An 18718-nucleotide genomic window follows, 5' to 3' on the forward strand; every position below is an offset into this window, starting at 1 on the left:
GACGTCCCCCTTATGCGTTGGCGGCGCAGTGTTCGCGCGGATCGCTGACCACGCCCCGCAGGGCCGAGGCCGCCACCGTGGCGGCGCTGGCCAGGTAGATTTCCGAATGCGGATTGCCCATGCGGCCCCGGAAGTTGCGGTTGGCCGTGGAGATGCAACGCTCGCCCTCCCCCAGGAGCCCCTGGTGGATGCCCGCGCACGGGCCGCAGCCCGGGGGCAGGAACACGCCCCCGGCGTCAAGAAGGTCCGCCACGTAGCCCTGGGCCACGGCCTGGCGCATGACCGAGCGCGAGGCCGGGGCGATGAGCAGGCGCACCCCGGGGGCCACGTGCCCGCCCCGCAGCACGGACGCGGCCTGGGCCAGGTCCTCCAGACGGCCGCTGGCGCAGGTGCCCACGAAGGCCTGGTGGATGGGCGTGCCCAGGACCTCGTCCACGGGGCGCACGTTGTCCACGGAATGCGGGCAGGCCACCCTGGGTGCGAGGTCCGAGACGTCCAGGCGCAGCTCCTTGCTGTACACGGCGTCGTGGTCGGGCAGCACCACCGGATAGGGGGTGCCGAAGCCGTCGGCGAAGCGCTTGGTGACCTCGTCCACCTGCACGTAGGCGGCCTTGACCCCCATCTCCGTGGACACGTTGGCCAGGACGAAGCGCTCGGCCATGGACATGCCGCGCAGGGCCGGGCCCGAGTATTCGGCGCAGAGGTAGGTGCACCCCGAGGCCGTGAAGCGGCGGATGACCTCCAGGACCACGTCCTTGGCGAAGACCCCGGGGGGCAGCTCGCCGTCCAGGACGATGCGCGCGCTCTCGGGCACCACGAACCACAGTTCGCCCGTGGCCCAGATGGAGAGCATGTCCGAGGCCCCCACCCCGCAGCTGAAGGCCCCGACGCAGCCGTAGGACGGGGTGTGCGAGTCCGTGCCCACGATGAACATGCCCGGCAGGGCGTAGCCGCTCTCCAGCATGATCTGGTGGGTCAGGCCGTCGCCGACCTCGAAGAAGCGCTCGATGCCCTGGCTGCGGGCGAAGAGGCGCATCTTGCGGTGCAGGGAGGCCGAACGCGGGGTGGACGCCGGGCCGTAGTGGTCCAGGGAGCAGACGATGCGCTCGGGGTTCCAGAGCTTTTCCAGGCCCAGTTCCTCGAAGCGGATCATGATCTCCGCGTCGGCGTCCAGGGTCATGGTCACGTCGGGGCTCACGGAGAGGATCTCCCCGGCCCGCACGGTCTTGCGCCCGGTTTTGCGGGCAAAGACCTTTTCGGCGAAGGTCATGCCCATGATGCGCCCTCCTCCTGCGGGGCCCGGCCCCCGACGGCCTTGAGCAGGGGGAACATGCCCCCCGCGTCGAGGATCCGTTGCACCGGCTCCGGGAAGGGCCGGAAGGAGAACTCCCGGCCGTCCTCCAGGCGGATGAGCCCGCCCGCGAGGTCCAGGGCCAGGGTCTCGCCGTCCCGGGCCGCGTCCGCCGCCTCGGGCGCGCAGATCACGGGCAGGCCCACGTTGATGGAGTTGCGGAAGAAGATGCGCGCCGCGGACTTGGCGACGACCGCCACGTACCCCGCGCCGATGAGGGCGTTGGGGGCCTGCTCCCGGGCCGAGCCCAGGCCGAGGTTCTCCCCGGCCACCAGGATGGAGCATTGCCGGGCGCGCCGCGCCGCCTCCTCGCCCAGGCCCTGGAAGAGGTGGGCGGCCAATTCCCCGGGCTCGTACACGTCCAGATAGCGGGCGGAGATGATGTAGTCGGTGTTCACGCCGTCTCCCACCTTGAATACCCGTCCGTCGAGCATGGCGCCGCCCATCACATCTTCCCCGGCAGCCAGAGGGCGATCTCGGGCACCAGCACGAAGAGCAGCAGGATCACGAACTCCACCAGCAGATACGGGAAGGAGCCCTTGATGATCTCCTTCATGGTCAGGGTGTCCTTCATGATGCTCTGCATGGAGTAGAGGTTCAGGCCCACTGGCGGCGTGATCACGGCCATCTCCAGGTTCAGCACCAGGATCACCCCGTACCACAGGGGATCGAAGCCCAGGGCCAGGATGGTGGGCAGGACCACGGGGGTGGTGACGATGATCAGGGACACGCCGTCGATGAAGCAGCCCAGCAGCAGGAAGAAGAACATGATCAGCAGGACGATCATCAGCGGCGGCATCTGCAGGGTGATGACCCACTGGCTGAGGGTCTCGGGGATGCGCACCAGGTTCAGGAACTGGCTGAAGGCGAAGGCCGAGGCCATGATGATCATGATGGTGGCCGTGACCCGGGTGGTGCCCGTGAGGATGTCCCACAGGCTGCGCCAGTTGAGCTGCTTGTAGAAGGCCGTGATGACCAGGGAGCCCGCCGCGCCGATGGCCCCGGCCTCGGTGGGAGTGGCCACGCCCGCGTAGATGGTGCCCAGCACGGCCAGAATCAGCAGGAACACGGGCCAGAGCTTGGGAATGGGGCTCAGGAGCTCCTTCCAGGTGTAGGAATTGCGCTTGCCCTTGGAGACCAGGTGCGGCTGCATCGTGGCCCGGACCAGGATGTACAGGGCCATGGCCGAGGCCAGGGCCACGCCCGGCACGATGCCCGCGATGAACAGCTTGCCCACGGAGACGCCGGCGATGGCCCCGTAGATGATGAAGGAAATGCTCGGGGGGATGAGCACGGCCAGTGCGCCCGCGGCGGTGACCGCGCCCGCGGCCATGGACTTGTCGTAGCCGCGCTTGAGCATCTCGGGCACGGCGATGACGCCGATGGCCGCCACGCCCGCCACGCTCACGCCGCACATGGCGCCGAACAGGGCGCAGGCATAGATGCTGGCGATGGCCAGGCCGCCGGGGAAGCGGTTCAGCCACTTCTCCAGGGCCTTGTACACGTCGGCCCCGGCCCCGCTCTTGCTCAAGGCCTCGCCCATGAGCAGATACAGGGGCAGGGCCACGAGGAGGAAGCTCTCAAGCTGCCCCAGGATGGCCGCGGGGAGCTGATACAACCCCTGCAGGCCGCGAATCATGAACATGCCCGCCACGCTGGACAAGCCGAGGCCGATGAAGATGGGAGCGCCGAGGAAAACGAGGACGAAGAATGACGCCAGGACGATCAGAGTGGCTATGGTGGGATCCATGAACTATCTCCCGAACTGCCTGAAAGTGATGAACAAAGAGCGCAATCCCACCAGGAAAAGCATGCCCGAGCCGATGACCAGAGCGGAATAGACGATCCACATGGGCGATCCCAGGAGGGAGGGCTCGCACATGTTCATACGGTAGATCATCTTCGTGGCCTTCACGGCCTGCCAGCAGAGCACGCCGTTGAACACGACGGCCGAGGCGCAGACGATGATCCGCCTCACGGGCGAGGACGCGTTGTCCTTGCCGGAGAAGAGATCCAGCTGGATGTGCCGGTCCTCGTTCCAGATCTGGGCGGCGGGCAACAGCGTCACGAAGACGATGAGGATGCCCGTGACCTCTTCGGCCCAATAGAAGGGTGTGTTGAAGATGAACCGTGCCAGGACGTTGCAGAACACGATGAGCAGCATCATGCCCGTGCCCAAGGCCGCTATGCGGGAGAGCTGTCGCGGCAGCCAATCGAACAGTCGTTGAACCATGATGTACCCCTCCTGAGACCGCCAGGCGGCGGACTGTGGAAATAAGGCGGAGATCCTTCGAAACCGGAGATCGGGGACCGGGGGGCGGACGCCGCCTTGCGCGCGCCCGCTCCCCCGGGATTCAACTGTCGCTACTGTTTGCTCAGCTCCAGGAACTTCTTGGCGAAGTCCGCGTCCACGGACTCGGCCCACACGGGTGACACCGAGGCGCCGACCTTCTCGAACTCGGCCTGGTCCGCGGGACTGGGCTCCAGGATCTTCACGTGGTTGGCCAGACGCGGGAACACCGTGGACTTCTCGAAGTCCATCATGCTCTTGAAGATGGCCTCGTCATACTCCAGGGCGGCCTGGGTGACGGCGGCCTGGACGTCCTTGGGCCAGCTCTGGAAGGTCTGGTCCATGACGTAGATCTGGTAGGCCCAGCCGCAGTTCACGGCCACGCCGTAGCGCAGGACCTCGTCCAGGTTGCGGCCCAGCAGCCCGCCCGGGAAGGTGGACAGGCCGTCGATGGTGCCGCGCTGCAGGGCCTCGTAGGCCTCGGAGGAGGACAGGAAGATGGGCGAGGCGCCGCAGGCCTTCACGAAGTCGGCGTCCACCTTGCCGGTGGTGCGGATCTTGAGGCCCTTGAGGTCGGCGGGCTTGGTCACGGGCTTGCCGTCGATGGTCCACAGCCACAGGGAGCCGGTGATGCCCATGCCCAGGACGCGCACGCCGTACTTGGAGACCATGGTGTCGTTGAGCAGCTTGAACAGCGGGCCGTCCTGCTTCCAGTGGGCCATGAGGTCGTCGTTGCTCTTGTAGAGAAACGGCAGGGTCAGGCCGCCCAGTTCGGGCCAGCTGCCCGTGGTGTGGGAACTGGTGTTGAAGACGATCTCGCAGGAGCCGTTCATCAGGGCCGGGATGATGTCCTTGACCTTGTACAGGCTGCCGGAGTGGTACAGGGTGGCTTCGATCTTGCCCTTGCCCAGCTCGTTGATGCGGTCGACGAACTGTTTAACGGGCGGATACATGTCCTTGTAGGACGGCGGAATGTGGGAAGGGATGGTGATCTTGACGACATCACTCGCAAGAACCATCTTCGGAGTCACAAGGCAGAAGAACAATAGAAGAAGAACAAGGGCCAGGGCGGAATTTCTGACGAGTCTTTGCATTCGATCCTCCTAAGTTATCTATGCACGTATCCAAAACCTAACATTTCACCGCATATTTCTTTTCCAGTTCCGCGTATGCGGACCGGCCGACGACTTCGAACATCTCATGGAACGAGACCATGTGCTCGGCGTATTCCAGGGAGGTTCCGGTCCTCTTCATGACCTCCAGGACCTCCTGCATGGCCTTGATGGAGGCCATCCACAGCGCGGTGGGGTAGATGGCCAGCTTGTAGCCCAGGGCCTCCAGCTCGCTGGCGGGCAGGATGGGGGTCTTGCCGCCGCCCTCGACCATGTTGGCCAAGAGCGGGGCCTTGATGGTGGAGGTGACGCGGCGCATCTCGTCCTGGTTGTTGGGGGCCTCCACGAAGATCACGTCGGCCCCGGCCTCGGCGTAGGCCGCGGCCCGGTCCAGGGCGTCGTCCACGCCGTTGACCGCGATGGCGTCGGTGCGAATGACCAGGACGAAGTCCTCGTTCTTGCGGGCGTCCACGGCGGCCTTGACCTTCTGGACCATCTCCTCCTTGGAGATGAGCAGCTTGCCGGCGGTGTGGCCGCATTTCTTGGGCATCAGCTGGTCCTCAAGCTGGATGCCCGCGATGCCCGCGTCCTCGAAGTCGCGCACCGTGCGGATCACGTTCACCGCGCTGCCGAAGCCCGTGTCCGTGTCGCAGATGATGGGGATGTCCGTGACCTGGCAGATGTTGCGGGCGGCCATCAGCACTTCGCCGTAGGAGCTCAGGCCGATGTCCGGATAGCCCAGCAGGTTGCTGGCGACTCCGGCGCCGGTGATGTAGGCGGCCGAGAAACCGGCCTGCTCCACGAGCCGCGCCGAGAGGGGGTTGAAGCATCCGGGAACAAGCAGGAAGTCAGGGGAATTGATGAGTTCGCGTAAGCGGGTGGCCTTGGTCTGGTTCGACATGACAACTCCTTAGATTTGGCCATGAAGTCTTGTGGTCTGACCAAACCCAAGAAGCAAAAGGGGTGCCAAAAAATATTCCAACAAAATCAATGTATTACAAGTCCGCCGTTTTTAGCCCCGGCCGCCCGTGCGACGATCCCGTTTCAAAACCGTTTCACCCGTGTTTCAGTACGCGCGGAGTCTCCTAGCCCTCGAATTCGCTGCTCTCGGGCTCCAGGCTTTTCATCTTGCGCCACAGGGTCGACCGGCTGACGCCCAGTTGCCGGGCGGCCTTGCTGCGGTTGCCGCCGCAGTCCTTGAGGGCGCGGGCGATATCCTCGGTTTCCCGGCCCGCGTCCGCGCCTGCGGCGTCGAACAGCGACTCCATGAGGGCCATGGCGTCGGTGAAGGACGGCAGGAGCACGGCGAAGCGCTCCATGAGGTTCTTGAACTCGCGGATGTTGCCCGGCCAGTCGTGGGCCAGCAGGCAGGGATGCCCGGCCAGCCGCCTGATCTGGGCCACGGGCATGTGCGGCAGCAGCTCCGACAGGAACAGGGAGGCCAACAACGGGATGTCCTCCATGCGCTCGCGCAGGGAGGGGATCCTGAGGTTGAGGACGTTGATGCGGTAGTACAGGTCCTCGCGGAAGGTCCCCTCGCGGACCATGGCCGCCAGGTTCTTGTTGGTCGCGGCGATGACGCGCAGGTCCACCTTGATGACCCTGTCCCCGCCGATGTGCATGACCTCGCGCTCCTCCAGCACGCGCAGCATGCGGGTCTGCAGGGAGGTGGGCATCTCGGCGATCTCGTCCAGGAACAGGGTGCCCTGGTGGGCCATCTCGATGAGGCCCTTCTTGCCGCCCCGCCGCGCGCCCGTGAAGGCCCCCTCGTCGTACCCGAAGAGTTCGCTTTCCAGGAGCTGCTCGGGGAAGGCCCCGCAGTTGATGGCCACGAAGGGATCGCCGCTGCGGTGGCTGGCCCGGTGGACGCCCCGGGCGAACAACTCCTTGCCCGTGCCCGACTCCCCGGTGATCAGCAGGGTGGCGTCGCTGGGCGCGTAGAGCCTGGCCTTTTCCTTGGCCGTTTCCAGGGCCGGGCTGCGGCCGTAGATGTTGTCGATGCTCGTGCGCACCAGGAAGCCCTTGTCCAGGAGCTTGTTGCGGATCTTGTTCTCGGCCTCCTGGATGGTCGCGAAGTCCTGGAAGGTGACCACCGCGCCGGTGAAGGCCTCGTCCAGGATCACGGGCACGTAGTTGGCCAGGATGGACTTCCCGCCGACGGTGGAAATCTGGTTCAGCTCGGGCTCGCGCAGATGCACGATGCGCGACAGCCGCAGCCCGGGGAACAGGCTGCCCACGAACTTGCCCATGGCCTTGCCCTTGGTCAGGCCGGATATCTTCTCCGCCGACGGGTTGAAGGCCGTGACGTTGCCTTCCTGGTCCGTGGCGATGATGCCGCCGTGGGTGAAGTTGAGTATGGTTTCGAACTGCTCGGCCCGCTGCATCTCCTTGTGCTGGGACTGGGCGAGCTGCACGGCCTGGTCCAGGGCCCGCTGCACGCTGTCCTCGGAGTAGATGAACACCGGGTTCATGCCCCGGCGCTGGGCCATCTGGAAGACGAGGCTGGAGCCGATGACTGTGTTCAGCCCTTCGGCCTGCAGCTTACCCAGCATGGCGTCGACCTTGGCGATCTCCTCGTAGTCGTAGCGCATGGTCCGGATGTCCACGGACAGGGCGTCGAGGGTCTGGGAAATGTGCCGGATCTGGTCCCCGAAGGTGAACACGGCCATGCGGCTGGAGAATTTCTTGGCCTCGGTGATGGCGTGCAGGATGTCGAAGCCCGTGACGCTGACCTCGACGAGGGGGCTGCTGACGACCTCCGCGATGAGCCTGGCGTTGCTTCCGGCGGACACGAACACGTCCGCCTCCCCGGCGGCGTCGATCCTCCCGGCCGTGGCCACGGCGTCCCCCAGGAAGGCGTCGACGAGTCTGATGGAGACATCGGGCGGGAATGGATACTGAAGTTTCCGAATCACCGAAGACATCATTGGGACGCTCATCACGACGATACGCAGCATGGGGCACCTGTACGGGGATGGAGGAGCGGGAGCGCGGAAGCCAGGCATCCGCCCGGGGGCGGAAAGCGGAAGGCAAGCGTTCGGACCTTATGGGAAAACAAACGAATTCGCTAGACAACTCCAGACATTAAGCAAGTTCTGACGGAATTGCCCCCATGGTAGCCCCGAAAAACCCCTGAATGCAAGGGGTCGGAAAAGAGAGCGGCCCTCCGGAACATCCACGGAACCCCGTCCCCAGGCAGAACGCAAAAGCCCCGGCGGGACTCGATTGTCCCGCCGGGGCTTTGAACGCTGCTGGCGGAGGGGGAGGGATTCGAACCCCCGGGGGGCGTGAACCCCCAACGGTTTTCAAGACCGTCGCAATCGACCGGACTCTGCCACCCCTCCGCTCTGGGAATTGAATGAATAAGCAAGGACGGCGGGATTGTAAACGGCCGATTCCGAGGCAAAGCCCGGCGCGCCGCCCTTTTCGGCCCGGCGATATCCTTCTGACGCCGCCCGGACGCGTCTCCGCCTCCCCTCCCCCAACACGACGCATGGCCTCGACGCCCCGCAGGAACGCACGGGGACGACGAACTCCCAGGGTGCTGGAACCGATGACGTGGCGGAAAGTGCCTGATGCGGGATGCGGAGAACTTAGCGCATGCGGCCCGCCGAAGGAGCCGCTTCCAGGTGGGGCTATTTGGCCCGCAGGGGGCGGCCGAGGCCGCTCCCTGCGGAAGAGACATGAATCCGGACTACTTGCCGCTGAAGTCGGCTTGGCGTTTCTCCAGGAAGGCGGTCATGCCCTCCTTCTGGTCTACGGTCGCGAAGCACAGGCCGAAGACCTCCGCCTCGTACTGCACGCCGGTGGCCAGATCCACGTCCAGGCCCCGGTTCACCGCGGACTTGGTCAGGCGCACGGCCACGGGCGAGCGGGACATGATCTTCTTGGCCATCTCGACGGCCGTGGGCATCAGGGCTTCGGGCACCGTAACCTCGTTCACCAGGCCGATCTCCTTGGCCTTGGCCGCGTCGATCATGTCGCCGGTGAAGAGGATCTGCTTGGCGCGGCCCTTGCCCACAAGGCGGGGCAGGCGCTGGGTGCCGCCGAATCCGGCGGTGATGCCCAGAGTGACCTCGGGCTGCCCGAACTTGGCCTTCTCGGAGGCGATGCGGATGTCGCAGGCCATGGCCAGCTCGTTGCCGCCGCCCAGGGCGTAGCCGTTGACCGCAGCAATCACCACCTGGGGAAGCCCCTCGATCTTGTTGAATATGTTCTGGGCGAACATGCCCCAGGCGCGGCCGTCGATGGCCTGCATGTTCTGCATGTAGGCGATGTCCGCCCCGGCCACGAAGGCCTTCTCGCCCGCGCCGGTGACGATCACAACCTGGACGTTCTCGTCCGCGGCGATGTCGTCGACGAGGCCGTCCAGCTCCTTGAGCAGATCGGCGTTCAGGGCGTTGAGGGCCTTGGGCCTGTTGATGGAGATGGTTGCGATGCCGTCAGCGCATTCGTAGATCAGATTCTCGAACTGGCTCATTGTAATCTCCTGAAGTCTTCATATGTTATCGGGTAGCCGAACCTTGCCGGCTCCCGGCCAATGCTGGGATCGAAGCTCGCTGAGTCGTGCGGCGCGGGCTTCGATCTACGCGTTCAATTCCGAAAACCCGCCCCGTTACAGCAGCCCGGTGACGGAATGGAAGATGATGACCAAAAACGACGTCACGAAGGGGATGAGCAGCGTGACCACACACAGATCCTTGTAGGACTCCTTGTGGGTCAGGCCGCACACCGCCAGCAGGGTGATGATGGCGCCGTTGTGCGGCAGGGTGTCCAGGCCGCCGGAAGCGATGGAGGCCACCCTGTGCAGGATCTCGGGACTCATGCCCACGGTGTTGGCCCAGGCCATCCAGTCCTTGCTCATGACGTCCAGGGCGATGGACATGCCGCCCGAGGCCGATCCGGTGACGCCGGCCAGGGTCGTGACGGAGATCGCCTCGGACATAAGGGGGCTGCCGCCGATCTGGATGCCCATCAGGGCATGGGTGATGGACTTGAAGCCGGGCAGGCCCGCGATGACGTTGCCGTAGCCGACCTCGGAGGCTGTGTTCATGATGGCCAGCAAGGAGCCGAGGGCGCCGGCGTTGAGGGATTTCTTCAGGGCGCCCATGCTGTTCATGGTCTTGCGGCCGGAGAGGATGGCGGTCAGGATGCCGACCACCAGGGCGATGAGCAAGGCCCACACGCCCACGACCTTCTTGATAGACGTGACCATCAGGGGCAGCTTCATGCCCGTGAAGTGCTCCAGGGACTTGGGATCCCAGTCCACGAAGTGGGTCAGGAGGTAGTTGACCACCAGCACCATGATCAGGGGCAGGATGCCCAGGAACCAATGGGGCATCTCGCCCTGCAGGGTCGCGGCGTCGGGCTCGTTGATGGTGTGGTCGCCGTAGCTTTCGCCCGCGGCCTCGGCCTTCTTGCGACGGCTCTCGATCCACCACAGGCCGCCGCCGAAGATGATGATCGCCGCAAACATGCCGCTGATGGGCGCGGCGAAGGCGTCGGTGCCGTAGAAGTTGGTTGGGATGATGTTCTGGATCTGCGGGCTGCCCGGGGTGCAGGTCATGGTGAAGCAGAAGGACCCCAGGGCGATGGAAGCGGGGACCAGGCGCTTGGGAATGTTGGCTTCGCGGAACACGGCCGCCGCGAACGGGTACACGGCGAACACGACCACGAACATGCTCACGCCGCCGTAGGTCAGGATCGACGCGGCCAACGCCACGGACAGCATGGCGTGCTTATGCCCCAGCTTCTTGATGATGGCGTGGGACAGCCCTTTTGCAAGGTTCGTGTCCTCCATGACCTTGCCGAACACAGCGCCCAGCAGGAACACGGGGAAGAAGGATTTCACGTACCCGACGCCCTTGGTCATGAAGAGCTCGGTGTACGTGGGCATGATGGGCAACCCCTGGCACGCCGCAGCAAGCAGGGCGATGATGGGGGCGAACAGAATGACGGAATAGCCTCTGTATGCGACGAACATCAGTAGGAACAAACTAACGACAATTGAGACAATTTCCATACGGAACTCCTTCAGCAGCAAAGCCGCAGGTCGTTGTAGCCGGCGCACTTTCATGAGACATGACTTGTAGCGCTCCACTTTTGTGCATGGCTAGTCAGTAAGCTTTCTTCATTTTCACCTTTCCGCTATTGCTACTCGCTCCATATCAAGCAACCGATAGATCAGCCTTGAGACTCCGCATCTAGCCCAACAGTAAACGCGGTGTGCAGTTCTGCTGCGGAATCGCAACAGACCTTGCCCATCAATGAAAATGTCTCTGGCCGCACCTGTACCCTTCATTCCGATTACAATTTCCGAATCGCATTGGACCGCCAGCTAAAACGAATAGCCGACAAGCAAAAAAATACGTCGGAAAATGTTATTCCAGTGATACGCGCAGGATTATTGGATTGTTAATCCTTGCTAATTGGATGGATAAAAAAAATTCACCATCTTTCCAAATTGTACTGCGCCACTGAGGTAACATGTTTTTTGATATTACTAATTGTTCTCCAATCATGAAATCGTGCAAGGCCCGTTATTTGCTCTAGATAGCAAGTGGTATGCCATGCGCTGACCCCGCGAAAACATAGTGATAGCACCATTTTTCACGCACGCCGGGATGGATTGGGGAAGGCGTTTGGTGAAATGCATCACCAAACTCAGGACAAGCAGGCGGCAATCGCGGCGAAAGCGCTTGGTGACAAGCGTCACCTTAGGTGAAAAAATTCACCCAAGAACAAAAACATGAGAAATCAAAGGAGGATGGCGTGTCGAAAAATCGAATAGAAACGACAACCTGTGCGATCATCGATGGAGACGGGAATTTCATATACACCAATTTCGACCACAAGACCCTGTGCAGCAGGATCAAGAGACAGATCCTCGAGAGAATAACATCCTTTGATCATGGCCTTAAAAAAATATTCTTCCCGGACAAGCATGGGCAATTCGAAATCATACAAGCACAGGCCCAAGGGATTGCATTGTACGTCTGCAGATACCATCGGGAAATACTGAACGGCGATCCGGAGACGCTCCCATCCCTAGTCAAGAAAAATATGGAGCTTGAGGCAATATTCGACGCTTGTCACGACGCCATCGTCGTTGCCGACCCTTGCGGCGTTTTCCTTCGCATAAACAAGAACTACGAGAACATAACCGGCGTCGACCCTCAAGATCTCATCGGAATAAGTAGTCTCCAGATGGTCAAAAGAGGTCTTGTATCCGATTCGCCGACGCACAAGGTGGCGGAAACCAGCAAGCCACAGTCCATGACCCAGATTTTCCGCTCCGGGAAAATGAGCCACAGCACAGCGACGCCGGTGTTCGATCCCGAGGGGAACCTGTTCCGAATCGTGGTCAACATTCGTGACACCACCGAAATCAACAAGCTGCGCGAAGCCCTGTCCTCCTCTCGTGAAAAACTGGACCAATACGTAAAGCTCGTCTCGTCGCTCTCCTATGACGATGACGGGCACATCTTCAACAGCCCGGCCATGAAACGGATCAGGGCCATGGGCATCCGCTTCGCCCAGGTGGACGCCCATCTGCTGGTGATCGGCGAGACCGGCGTGGGCAAGGAGGTGATCACGGATCTGGTGCAGAAGAACAGCGACCGCAAAGACGGCCCGTTCATCAAAATCAACTGCAGCGCCATCCCCGAGTCCCTGCTGGAGTCCCAGCTCTTCGGCTACGAGGAAGGCGCGTTCACCGGTGCCAAGAAGCAAGGGGCCGTAGGCCTGCTGGAGATGGCCGACAAAGGCACGGCCTTTCTGGACGAGGTCAGCGAGATTCCCCTCTCCGTGCAGGTCAAGCTCCTGCGCTTTTTGCAGCAAAAGGAATTCTACCGCGTGGGCGGCAAGAAAATCCGCAAGGTGGATGTGCGCATCATCGCGGCGACCAACCGCAACCTGGAGCAGATGGTGGACGAGGGCACCTTCCGCAGCGACCTCTACTACCGGCTCAACGTGCTCAGGCTGGTGGTCCCGCCCCTGCGGGAGCGGCGGGAGGACATCTACCCCCTGTCAGAGATGTTCCTCAAGCAGTTCAACGAGCGCTACGGCATGAGCAAGGCCTTTTCGTCCGACGTGTACCAACTGCTCATGGATTACGAATGGCCCGGCAACGTGCGCGAGCTCCAGAACCTCATTGAGCGCCTGGTGGTGGCCGCGCCCAAGGACGAGATCCAACCCCGCTGCCTGCCTTCGGTCATACGCCGCAGGCAGACCTCCGGGGAGCTTTCCCCGGCCTCGTCCCGGCGCTTGTCCTACCGCCAGGCCCGGGATCAGTTCGAGCACGGCTTCTGGCAGGACGCCCTGTCCAGCTACGGCACGGTCAGGCAGATCGCCGCGGCTGTGGGCGTCGACCACTCCACCGTGGTCAAGAAGGCCGCGCGCTATCACCTGGAGACGGAGACACGCCGGGCCCGGCGGAGAAACAGCGCCTCCTGAGGAACGAGGCTCTCGGAGCCCGGGACAAGCGGGGGCCCGCATTGAACGCATGACGCGCTCAATGCGGGCCTGGAGCATGAGCTGGACTTTTTGTCCAAGGCCTTGGTCAGGCCAGGATGTTGCCGGAGATGACCATGCGCTGCACTTCGCTGGTGCCTTCGTAGATCGCGGTGATCTTGGCGTCGCGGAAGAAGCGCTCCACCGGATAGTTCTTGGTATAGCCGATGCCGCCGTGCACCTGGATGGACTTGGTGGTCACATCCATGGCGACATCCGCGGCGAACAGCTTGGCCATGGCGGCCTCCACGCTGAAACGCTGCTGGGTGTCGTGGGCGATGGCGGCTTGGTAGGTCAAGAGGCGCGCGGCCTCGGTCTGGGTCGCCATGTCGGCCAGCATCCACTGGATGCCCTGGTTAGCCGAAATGGGCTTGCCGAACTGCACGCGTTCCTTGGAGTAGGAGATCGCGGCCTCAAGGGCGCCTTGGGCGATGCCCAGCGCCTGGGCCGCCACGCCGATGCGTCCGCCGTCCAGGGTCCACATGGCGATCCTGAAGCCCTGCCCCTCCTCGCCCAACAGGTTCTCGGCGGGCACCTCGCAGTCCTTGAAGAGGAGTTCGGCGGTGGAAGACGCGCAGATGCCGAGCTTCTCCTCGGTCTGGCCGACGGAGAATCCCGGGAAGCCCTTCTCCACGATGAAGGCGGAGATGCCCTTGGTGCCCTTGGACTTGTCGGTCATGGCGAAGATCACGAAGGTCTCGGACACGGCGCCGTTGGTGATGAACACCTTGCTGCCATTCAGGATGTACTTGTCGCCCCGCTTCTCGGCCACGGTCAGCTGTGCGGCCGCATCGGTGCCCGCACCGGGCTCCGTGAGGCCGAAGGAGCCGAGCTTTTTGCCGCTGGCGAGATCGGGGATGTATTTCTGCTTTTGTTCCTCGGTGCCGAATTTGAGGAGGGGGTAGATGGCCAGGGAAACATGGACCTCGAGGGTGATGGCGTGGCTGGCGCACACGCGGGCGAGCTCTTCGATGGCGAGGGTGTAGGCCAGGTAGTCGCCGCCCGCTCCGCCATACTCCTCTGGAATGCTCAGGCCGAACAGGTTCAAATCGGCCATGCCCTTCACCGTCTCGGCGGGGAAACGGTGGTTCTTGTCGATCTCACCGGCGATAGGCGCAATCTTCTGCTCGGCGAATTCGCGGACCATCTGCTTAATAAGCGACTGTTCTTCAGTTAGCCGGAAGCTCATCTCGTCTCCTTGCGGGCAAGAGTGTGGAAAGAAAAACCATCTGCCATTGGCCAGATAACGGACCTTGCCACTGACCCTCGCCCTAAGCAGGGCGCATGCCAGCCGAGCATCATAAATAAAAATCTTTAAATAACAGTGCAATAACTGAAATATGCTGACAGCTGACCGGACAAAGGTTTGGTGCAGTTCAGCACCAAGATCCAAACGCGCAGCAAATTTGTCTTTCAATATCATGAGGATATGATCAAGGTGTCGGTTTTCGACTTTTTGGTGAAATGCATCACCAAAAACCAAGACAAAATAGGGGAAGACGCGGCGGGGCCCCGGGCGGCACACGCCCCGGGTACAGGGCGCCGCCGATGAAAAGCCGGAGCAGGACGGCATGCGGGAAGGCAAAGAGATCCACGCAGACGCGGGCGGGTGCCGCCAACCGGAACCTCGCCGGTCGCAGCGCGCCCTCCCGCATCCCTGCGTTTCGAGTGTTTTCGACCGGAGCGGCGCCCCTAGCCGGAAGTTTCCCCCGGCCAGGACCCGTCCCCGCCCTCCTTCGGCGCGTACTCCAGGATGTCGCCGGGCTGGCAGTCCAGGACCCGACAGATGGCGTCCAGGGTGTTGAAGCGCACGGCCCGCGCGCGGCCGGTCTTGAGGATGGAAAGGTTCTGCGGGGTGATACCCACGGCCTCGGCCAGGTCCTTGGAGGCCATCTTGCGCCGGGCCAACATCACGTCGAGATTGATGACGATGGACATGGGGCCTCCGGGTCAGATGGTCAGGGCATCGGCTTCGCGCAGTTCGCGGGCCTCGTCCATGAGCCGCGCGGCGAAGAACAGGGCCAGCCCCAGGACCACGGTGAATACGTCCACGTCCGAGAGGGACACGGCCACCATGTGTCGCCCGGGAGGGTTGCCCATGGTGGCGGCCAGGGAGCACAGCGCGGCGCTCACGGGCTCGGCGGCCTGGGCCAGCACCAGAAAGAGCCCGGCCCGCCGCAGCAGGGCCGCCGCGCGCGCGGTGAACACCTCGCCCCCGGCGAACTCCCCGAACAGCCGCGAAAGATAGAGCATCACGGCCATGTCCAGCCCACCGGCCAGCATGGACGCGGCAAAGCCCAGAACCCGCGCGGGCCAGCCCACCGGGCCCACGATCTCCACCATGTCCAGGCCCGTGAGGTGCAGGGACCAGTCCGCGTCCTGGTCCGTGGGCCCCAGGGTCAGCCAGATCACGAGATGCACCAAGGGTACGGCCCAAAAGACCAGCATGAAAAAGCGCTGAAAACGCGCGGCCAGAACCTGAATCCTGCTCATCGCCCTGCCTCCGGTTTCGGATCGTCTCACTTACGCGCCGCGCGGCCCCGTGACCGCTCCGCGTACGACCCGTATATCGACCAAAAATTACTGTTTGTCAATAATTACTATTTGAGCAACGGCAATTTTTTGCCCCCCAATCGCCCGCGCCCTTCTCCGCGCCCGCCCCAAGGCCTGCGTGGCTTGCCTTCCCTGCGGTCCGGAGCTATAGACCCCCGGTCCGGTTTTCCCCTTCGACGGACCGCCCGCACTTCCCGCAGCCCGGCTCCGCCCCCCAAAACCAGGGACCATACAGACCAGCGACGCGACGCCCCGGCGTGCGCGGCGGCGCGATTATGCCGTCGCGCGGCAGCGGAAGGTGCGTGCGCGCGCCATGCCGGACCAACGAATCAACCAAGGTGCATCGATATGACGGGACCATTCATCAACAGCATCGGCATCGTGGCGGGGGCCATCCTGGGCTCCTTCACCGGCGGCGCCATGAGCCAGGGCCTGCGCGAGCGGGCCAACTACGCCTTCGGCTGCTGCAGCCTGAGCCTGGGGGTCTTCATGGTCGCCAAGGGCCAGTCCATGCCCCCGGCCATCATCGCGGTCCTCGCTGGCCTGGCCGTGGGCGAACTCCTGCGCCTGGACGCGGGCGTCATGCGCCTGGCCTTCAAGGCCGTGGGGCTGTTCCAGCGCAAGCGCCCCAAGACCGAGGCCGCGCCCGAAAACGTGTTCCGCGACCAGTTCTCCGTGGTCACGGTGCTGTTCTGCTTCAGCGTGCTGGGCACGGTGGGGCCCATGCAGGAGGGCATGACCGGGGACTTCTCCCTGCTCCTGGTCAAGGCGCTCTTGGACTTCTTCACGGCCATGGTCTTCGCCGCGAACATCGGGAGCATCGTCGGGGCCCTGGCCCTGCCGCAGCTCATCATGCAGTCCCTGCTCTTCTTCGCGGCCACCCTGATCCTGCCCCTGACCACCCCGGCCATGCTGGCGGACTTCACCACCTGCGGGGGCATCATCATGCTGGGCACGTCCCTGCGGCAGTTCAGCCTGGTGCAAGTGCCCATCCTGGGCATGCTGCCCGCCCTGTTCCTGGTCATGCCCATCTCGGCCCTGTGGGCGCGGTTCATGGGCTGAGGGCTCAGTCCAGCACGATCTCGGCGAGGGGCTTGCGCCTGCGGCGGTGGGCGTCGCCCGGCCCCGGGCGGCCCACGGCCAGGAGGCAGACCACGCGCAACCCCTCGGGCAGGGCGCAGCGCGCGCGGATCTCGGCCTCGTCGAACATGCCGATCCAGCACGCGCCCAGGCCCATCTCCACGGCTCTGAGCATCATGAACGACACGGCGATGCCCACGTTCATGGCGCAGGCCCCGAACCGGGCGGCCGCGTCGGCGCGGGCCTCGCGGGCCACGTAGGACTCGATGCCCGCCAGGGCCTCGCCCTCCAGCAGCCCCTTCTCGCGAAAAAAAAAGGCCGCGGACTGGGAGTCCTTGACGTAGTGCTCCAGGTCCGCGCAGCAGACGAACACGGCCCCGGCCTGGGCCAGCCAGGCCTGGTTGCGGCTGGCCTCGCGCGTGCCGAACCAGGCCGTCTCCGCCCTGTCGCGGACCACCTTGAAGCGCCAGGGCTGGGAATTGAGGCTCGACGGCGCGCTCTGGGCGGCCTCCAGAAGTTCGCGGACCTCCTCGTCCGTGAGGGGCTCCCCGCTGTAGGATCGCACGCTGTGGCGCGCGTAGATGGCCTGTTTGACGCTCATGCCCATGGCGGACCTCCTTGCCCGGCGCTCCGGGCGCCGGCGAGTGCGATTTTCCCTTGTACCAGCCCCCGGGGGAAAGAACCAACCCCCGAGCGCCGGGACTTTTTCATTGACCGCCGCGAGGCGCTGTCAGATAGTGCGAAGACGTCGGTTATCATTCACCCTCTTGCGAATCCGCCCCGCACGGCGACTACCCGACCGCCATCGGCCCAGAGACCTCCATGCTCGACTCCCTGCTGCAGATCCTTCCCGTGTTCCTGATCATAATCTACGGCGTGGTCCTGGACGCCTTCCGCGTGGTGCCCCGGCAGACGGGGGAGCTGATCGGGGCCTACGTCCTGTTCGCGGCCCTGCCCCTCCTGCTGGTCCACATCCTGGCCGGGTCGTCCCCGGCGGACATGATGCACGGCGGGTACTGGGCCGGGATCGTGGGCTCCCTGCTGGGCGTGTACGTCCTGAGCTACGCCACGGGGTTCCTCCTGGGCGGCAGGAGCCACGGCGCGGCGGCGGTCACGGCCGTGGGCGGAAGCTGCGCCAACATGGCCTTCCTGGGCCTGCCCGTGATCCTGAACCTCTTCCCGGACAACCGCGAGGCCCTGGTGGCCGCCGGGCTGGCGCTGATCACCCCCAACCTGGTCTGCATCATCTGCCAGGTGCAGCTGGAATACCTCAAGCAGTCCTCGGACCGGGGCGGCGGCGCGCTGCCCACCCTGGCCAGGGCGCTGTTCCTCAACCCCCTGGTGGCGGGCGCGGCCCTGGGCTTCGTCCTCGGCGGCACGGGCCTGGGCCTGTGGGAGCCCCTGGACAAGGCCGCCAAGATGGTGGGCGACACCAGCGCCCCATGCATGCTCCTGGCCCTGGGCCTGGACCTGCGCTCCAAGGTGCGCATGGCCCTGTCCGGGGAACGGAAGTTCAACACGCCCTGGCTCGTCTCGGTGGCGGTGATCAAGCTGGTGATCCACCCGCTCCTGGCCTGGGCGCTCCTGGCCGCCTGCGGCGTCACGGGCACCTGGCTGGCCGTGGGCGTGATCATGAGCGGCACGGCCTCGGCCCTCCTGACCTACGTCATGGCCCAGATATACGGCCACCTGCCCGAGGAGGCGGCCATGGCCACCGTGCTCACCAACGTCCTGAACCTCGTGACCCTGACCATACTGGCATCCATCTTCCGCTGGCAGGGGCTGCTCTAGGGACGCCCCAGGGGCAAAACGCGGCAATCC

General features: G+C 64.0%; 16 protein-coding genes and 1 tRNA gene. 3 read left to right on the forward strand and 14 right to left on the reverse strand.

Going from position 1 to position 18718, the window contains the following annotated elements:
* Positions 1-10 precede the first annotated feature (10 nt).
* The 10 genes from ACYYG1_RS09445 to ACYYG1_RS09490 all read right to left on the reverse strand — a co-directional run bounded on the left by ACYYG1_RS09445 (position 11) and on the right by ACYYG1_RS09490 (position 10829).
* Positions 11-1276, reverse strand: a complete 1266-nt coding sequence (locus ACYYG1_RS09445) for a 3-isopropylmalate dehydratase large subunit (protein ID WP_461210054.1) — start codon at positions 1274-1276, stop codon at positions 11-13.
* Entirely contained in the window at positions 1267-1785 is a 519-nt protein-coding gene (locus ACYYG1_RS09450; RefSeq protein WP_461210055.1) for a LeuD/DmdB family oxidoreductase small subunit, read from the reverse strand. Before ACYYG1_RS09450 ends, ACYYG1_RS09445 begins: the two co-directional genes overlap by 10 nt.
* An 11-nt stretch (positions 1786-1796) precedes the next feature.
* The gene (locus tag ACYYG1_RS09455; RefSeq protein ID WP_461210056.1) at positions 1797-3101 is read right to left on the reverse strand and encodes a TRAP transporter large permease; all 1305 of its coding nucleotides are present in this window, start codon (positions 3099-3101) and stop codon (positions 1797-1799) included.
* A 3-nt stretch (positions 3102-3104) separates the two neighbouring features.
* Positions 3105-3584 carry a TRAP transporter small permease gene (locus ACYYG1_RS09460; protein WP_461210057.1) on the reverse strand — a complete coding sequence of 160 codons (480 nt, stop codon included), beginning with the start codon at positions 3582-3584 and terminating at the stop codon, positions 3105-3107.
* A 131-nt stretch (positions 3585-3715) separates the two neighbouring features.
* Positions 3716-4735, reverse strand: coding sequence for a TRAP transporter substrate-binding protein (locus ACYYG1_RS09465; protein WP_461210058.1), 1020 nt, complete (start codon positions 4733-4735; stop codon positions 3716-3718).
* 37 nt (positions 4736-4772) lie between these two features.
* The gene (locus ACYYG1_RS09470) at positions 4773-5654 is read right to left on the reverse strand and encodes an isocitrate lyase/PEP mutase family protein (RefSeq protein WP_461210059.1); all 882 of its coding nucleotides are present in this window, start codon (positions 5652-5654) and stop codon (positions 4773-4775) included.
* Between the two features lie 184 nt (positions 5655-5838).
* Positions 5839-7668 carry a sigma 54-interacting transcriptional regulator gene (locus tag ACYYG1_RS09475; protein WP_461210060.1) on the reverse strand — a complete coding sequence of 610 codons (1830 nt, stop codon included), beginning with the start codon at positions 7666-7668 and terminating at the stop codon, positions 5839-5841.
* A gap of 337 nt (positions 7669-8005) precedes the next feature.
* Positions 8006-8097: transfer RNA gene (locus ACYYG1_RS09480), tRNA-Ser, on the reverse strand.
* Between the two features lie 350 nt (positions 8098-8447).
* Complete coding sequence (locus ACYYG1_RS09485) at positions 8448-9233, reverse strand: enoyl-CoA hydratase-related protein (RefSeq protein WP_461210061.1); 786 nt, start codon at positions 9231-9233, stop codon at positions 8448-8450.
* Between the two features lie 135 nt (positions 9234-9368).
* A complete protein-coding gene (locus ACYYG1_RS09490) occupies positions 9369-10829 on the reverse strand; it encodes a GntP family permease (protein WP_461210062.1) in 1461 nt (486 codons plus the stop codon).
* A 986-nt stretch (positions 10830-11815) separates the two neighbouring features.
* On the opposite strand from ACYYG1_RS09490, the gene ACYYG1_RS09495 reads away from it, so the two are divergent.
* The gene (locus tag ACYYG1_RS09495) at positions 11816-13207 is read left to right on the forward strand and encodes a sigma-54 interaction domain-containing protein (protein ID WP_461210063.1); all 1392 of its coding nucleotides are present in this window, start codon (positions 11816-11818) and stop codon (positions 13205-13207) included.
* Between the two features lie 106 nt (positions 13208-13313).
* Here the strand turns inward: ACYYG1_RS09495 and ACYYG1_RS09500 are convergent, their stop codons facing one another.
* The 3 genes from ACYYG1_RS09500 to ACYYG1_RS09510 form a co-directional block, all read right to left on the reverse strand.
* Entirely contained in the window at positions 13314-14453 is a 1140-nt protein-coding gene (locus ACYYG1_RS09500) for an acyl-CoA dehydrogenase (RefSeq protein ID WP_461210064.1), read from the reverse strand.
* A 503-nt stretch (positions 14454-14956) separates the two neighbouring features.
* The gene (locus ACYYG1_RS09505; RefSeq protein WP_461210065.1) at positions 14957-15202 is read right to left on the reverse strand and encodes a helix-turn-helix domain-containing protein; all 246 of its coding nucleotides are present in this window, start codon (positions 15200-15202) and stop codon (positions 14957-14959) included.
* A gap of 12 nt (positions 15203-15214) precedes the next feature.
* Positions 15215-15757, reverse strand: coding sequence for a DUF2975 domain-containing protein (locus ACYYG1_RS09510; protein ID WP_461210066.1), 543 nt, complete (start codon positions 15755-15757; stop codon positions 15215-15217).
* 408 nt (positions 15758-16165) lie between these two features.
* Between ACYYG1_RS09510 and ACYYG1_RS09515 the strand changes: the two genes are divergently transcribed.
* Entirely contained in the window at positions 16166-16879 is a 714-nt protein-coding gene (locus ACYYG1_RS09515; RefSeq protein WP_461210067.1) for a DUF554 domain-containing protein, read from the forward strand.
* Between the two features lie 4 nt (positions 16880-16883).
* Here ACYYG1_RS09515 and ACYYG1_RS09520 read toward each other — a convergent pair whose 3' ends face one another.
* The gene (locus tag ACYYG1_RS09520) at positions 16884-17498 is read right to left on the reverse strand and encodes a nitroreductase family protein (RefSeq protein WP_461210068.1); all 615 of its coding nucleotides are present in this window, start codon (positions 17496-17498) and stop codon (positions 16884-16886) included.
* A 221-nt stretch (positions 17499-17719) separates the two neighbouring features.
* Between ACYYG1_RS09520 and ACYYG1_RS09525 the strand changes: the two genes are divergently transcribed.
* Positions 17720-18688 (forward strand): AEC family transporter, encoded by a 969-nt coding sequence (locus ACYYG1_RS09525; RefSeq protein WP_461210069.1) that lies wholly within the window; start codon positions 17720-17722, stop codon positions 18686-18688.
* The last annotated feature ends 30 nt before the right edge of the window (positions 18689-18718 follow it).

This window comes from Desulfocurvus sp. DL1XJH-121 (assembly GCF_054819825.1).

Coding starts and splice junctions, on each gene's coding strand:
- ACYYG1_RS09460 (WP_461210057.1), bottom strand. CDS start 3,584: ATGGTTCAACGACTGTTCGATTGGCTGCCGCGACAGCTCTCCCGCATA.
- ACYYG1_RS09495 (WP_461210063.1), top strand. CDS start 11,816: ATGGAGCTTGAGGCAATATTCGACGCTTGTCACGACGCCATCGTCGTT.
- ACYYG1_RS09455 (WP_461210056.1), bottom strand. CDS start 3,101: ATGGATCCCACCATAGCCACTCTGATCGTCCTGGCGTCATTCTTCGTC.
- ACYYG1_RS09505 (WP_461210065.1), bottom strand. CDS start 15,202: ATGTCCATCGTCATCAATCTCGACGTGATGTTGGCCCGGCGCAAGATG.
- ACYYG1_RS09500 (WP_461210064.1), bottom strand. CDS start 14,453: ATGAGCTTCCGGCTAACTGAAGAACAGTCGCTTATTAAGCAGATGGTC.
- ACYYG1_RS09465 (WP_461210058.1), bottom strand. CDS start 4,735: ATGCAAAGACTCGTCAGAAATTCCGCCCTGGCCCTTGTTCTTCTTCTA.
- ACYYG1_RS09515 (WP_461210067.1), top strand. CDS start 16,166: ATGACGGGACCATTCATCAACAGCATCGGCATCGTGGCGGGGGCCATC.
- ACYYG1_RS09510 (WP_461210066.1), bottom strand. CDS start 15,757: ATGAGCAGGATTCAGGTTCTGGCCGCGCGTTTTCAGCGCTTTTTCATG.
- ACYYG1_RS09450 (WP_461210055.1), bottom strand. CDS start 1,785: ATGCTCGACGGACGGGTATTCAAGGTGGGAGACGGCGTGAACACCGAC.
- ACYYG1_RS09470 (WP_461210059.1), bottom strand. CDS start 5,654: ATGTCGAACCAGACCAAGGCCACCCGCTTACGCGAACTCATCAATTCC.
- ACYYG1_RS09525 (WP_461210069.1), top strand. CDS start 17,720: ATGCTCGACTCCCTGCTGCAGATCCTTCCCGTGTTCCTGATCATAATC.
- ACYYG1_RS09520 (WP_461210068.1), bottom strand. CDS start 17,498: ATGAGCGTCAAACAGGCCATCTACGCGCGCCACAGCGTGCGATCCTAC.
- ACYYG1_RS09490 (WP_461210062.1), bottom strand. CDS start 10,829: ATGAAAGTGCGCCGGCTACAACGACCTGCGGCTTTGCTGCTGAAGGAG.
- ACYYG1_RS09445 (WP_461210054.1), bottom strand. CDS start 1,276: ATGGGCATGACCTTCGCCGAAAAGGTCTTTGCCCGCAAAACCGGGCGC.
- ACYYG1_RS09485 (WP_461210061.1), bottom strand. CDS start 9,233: ATGAGCCAGTTCGAGAATCTGATCTACGAATGCGCTGACGGCATCGCA.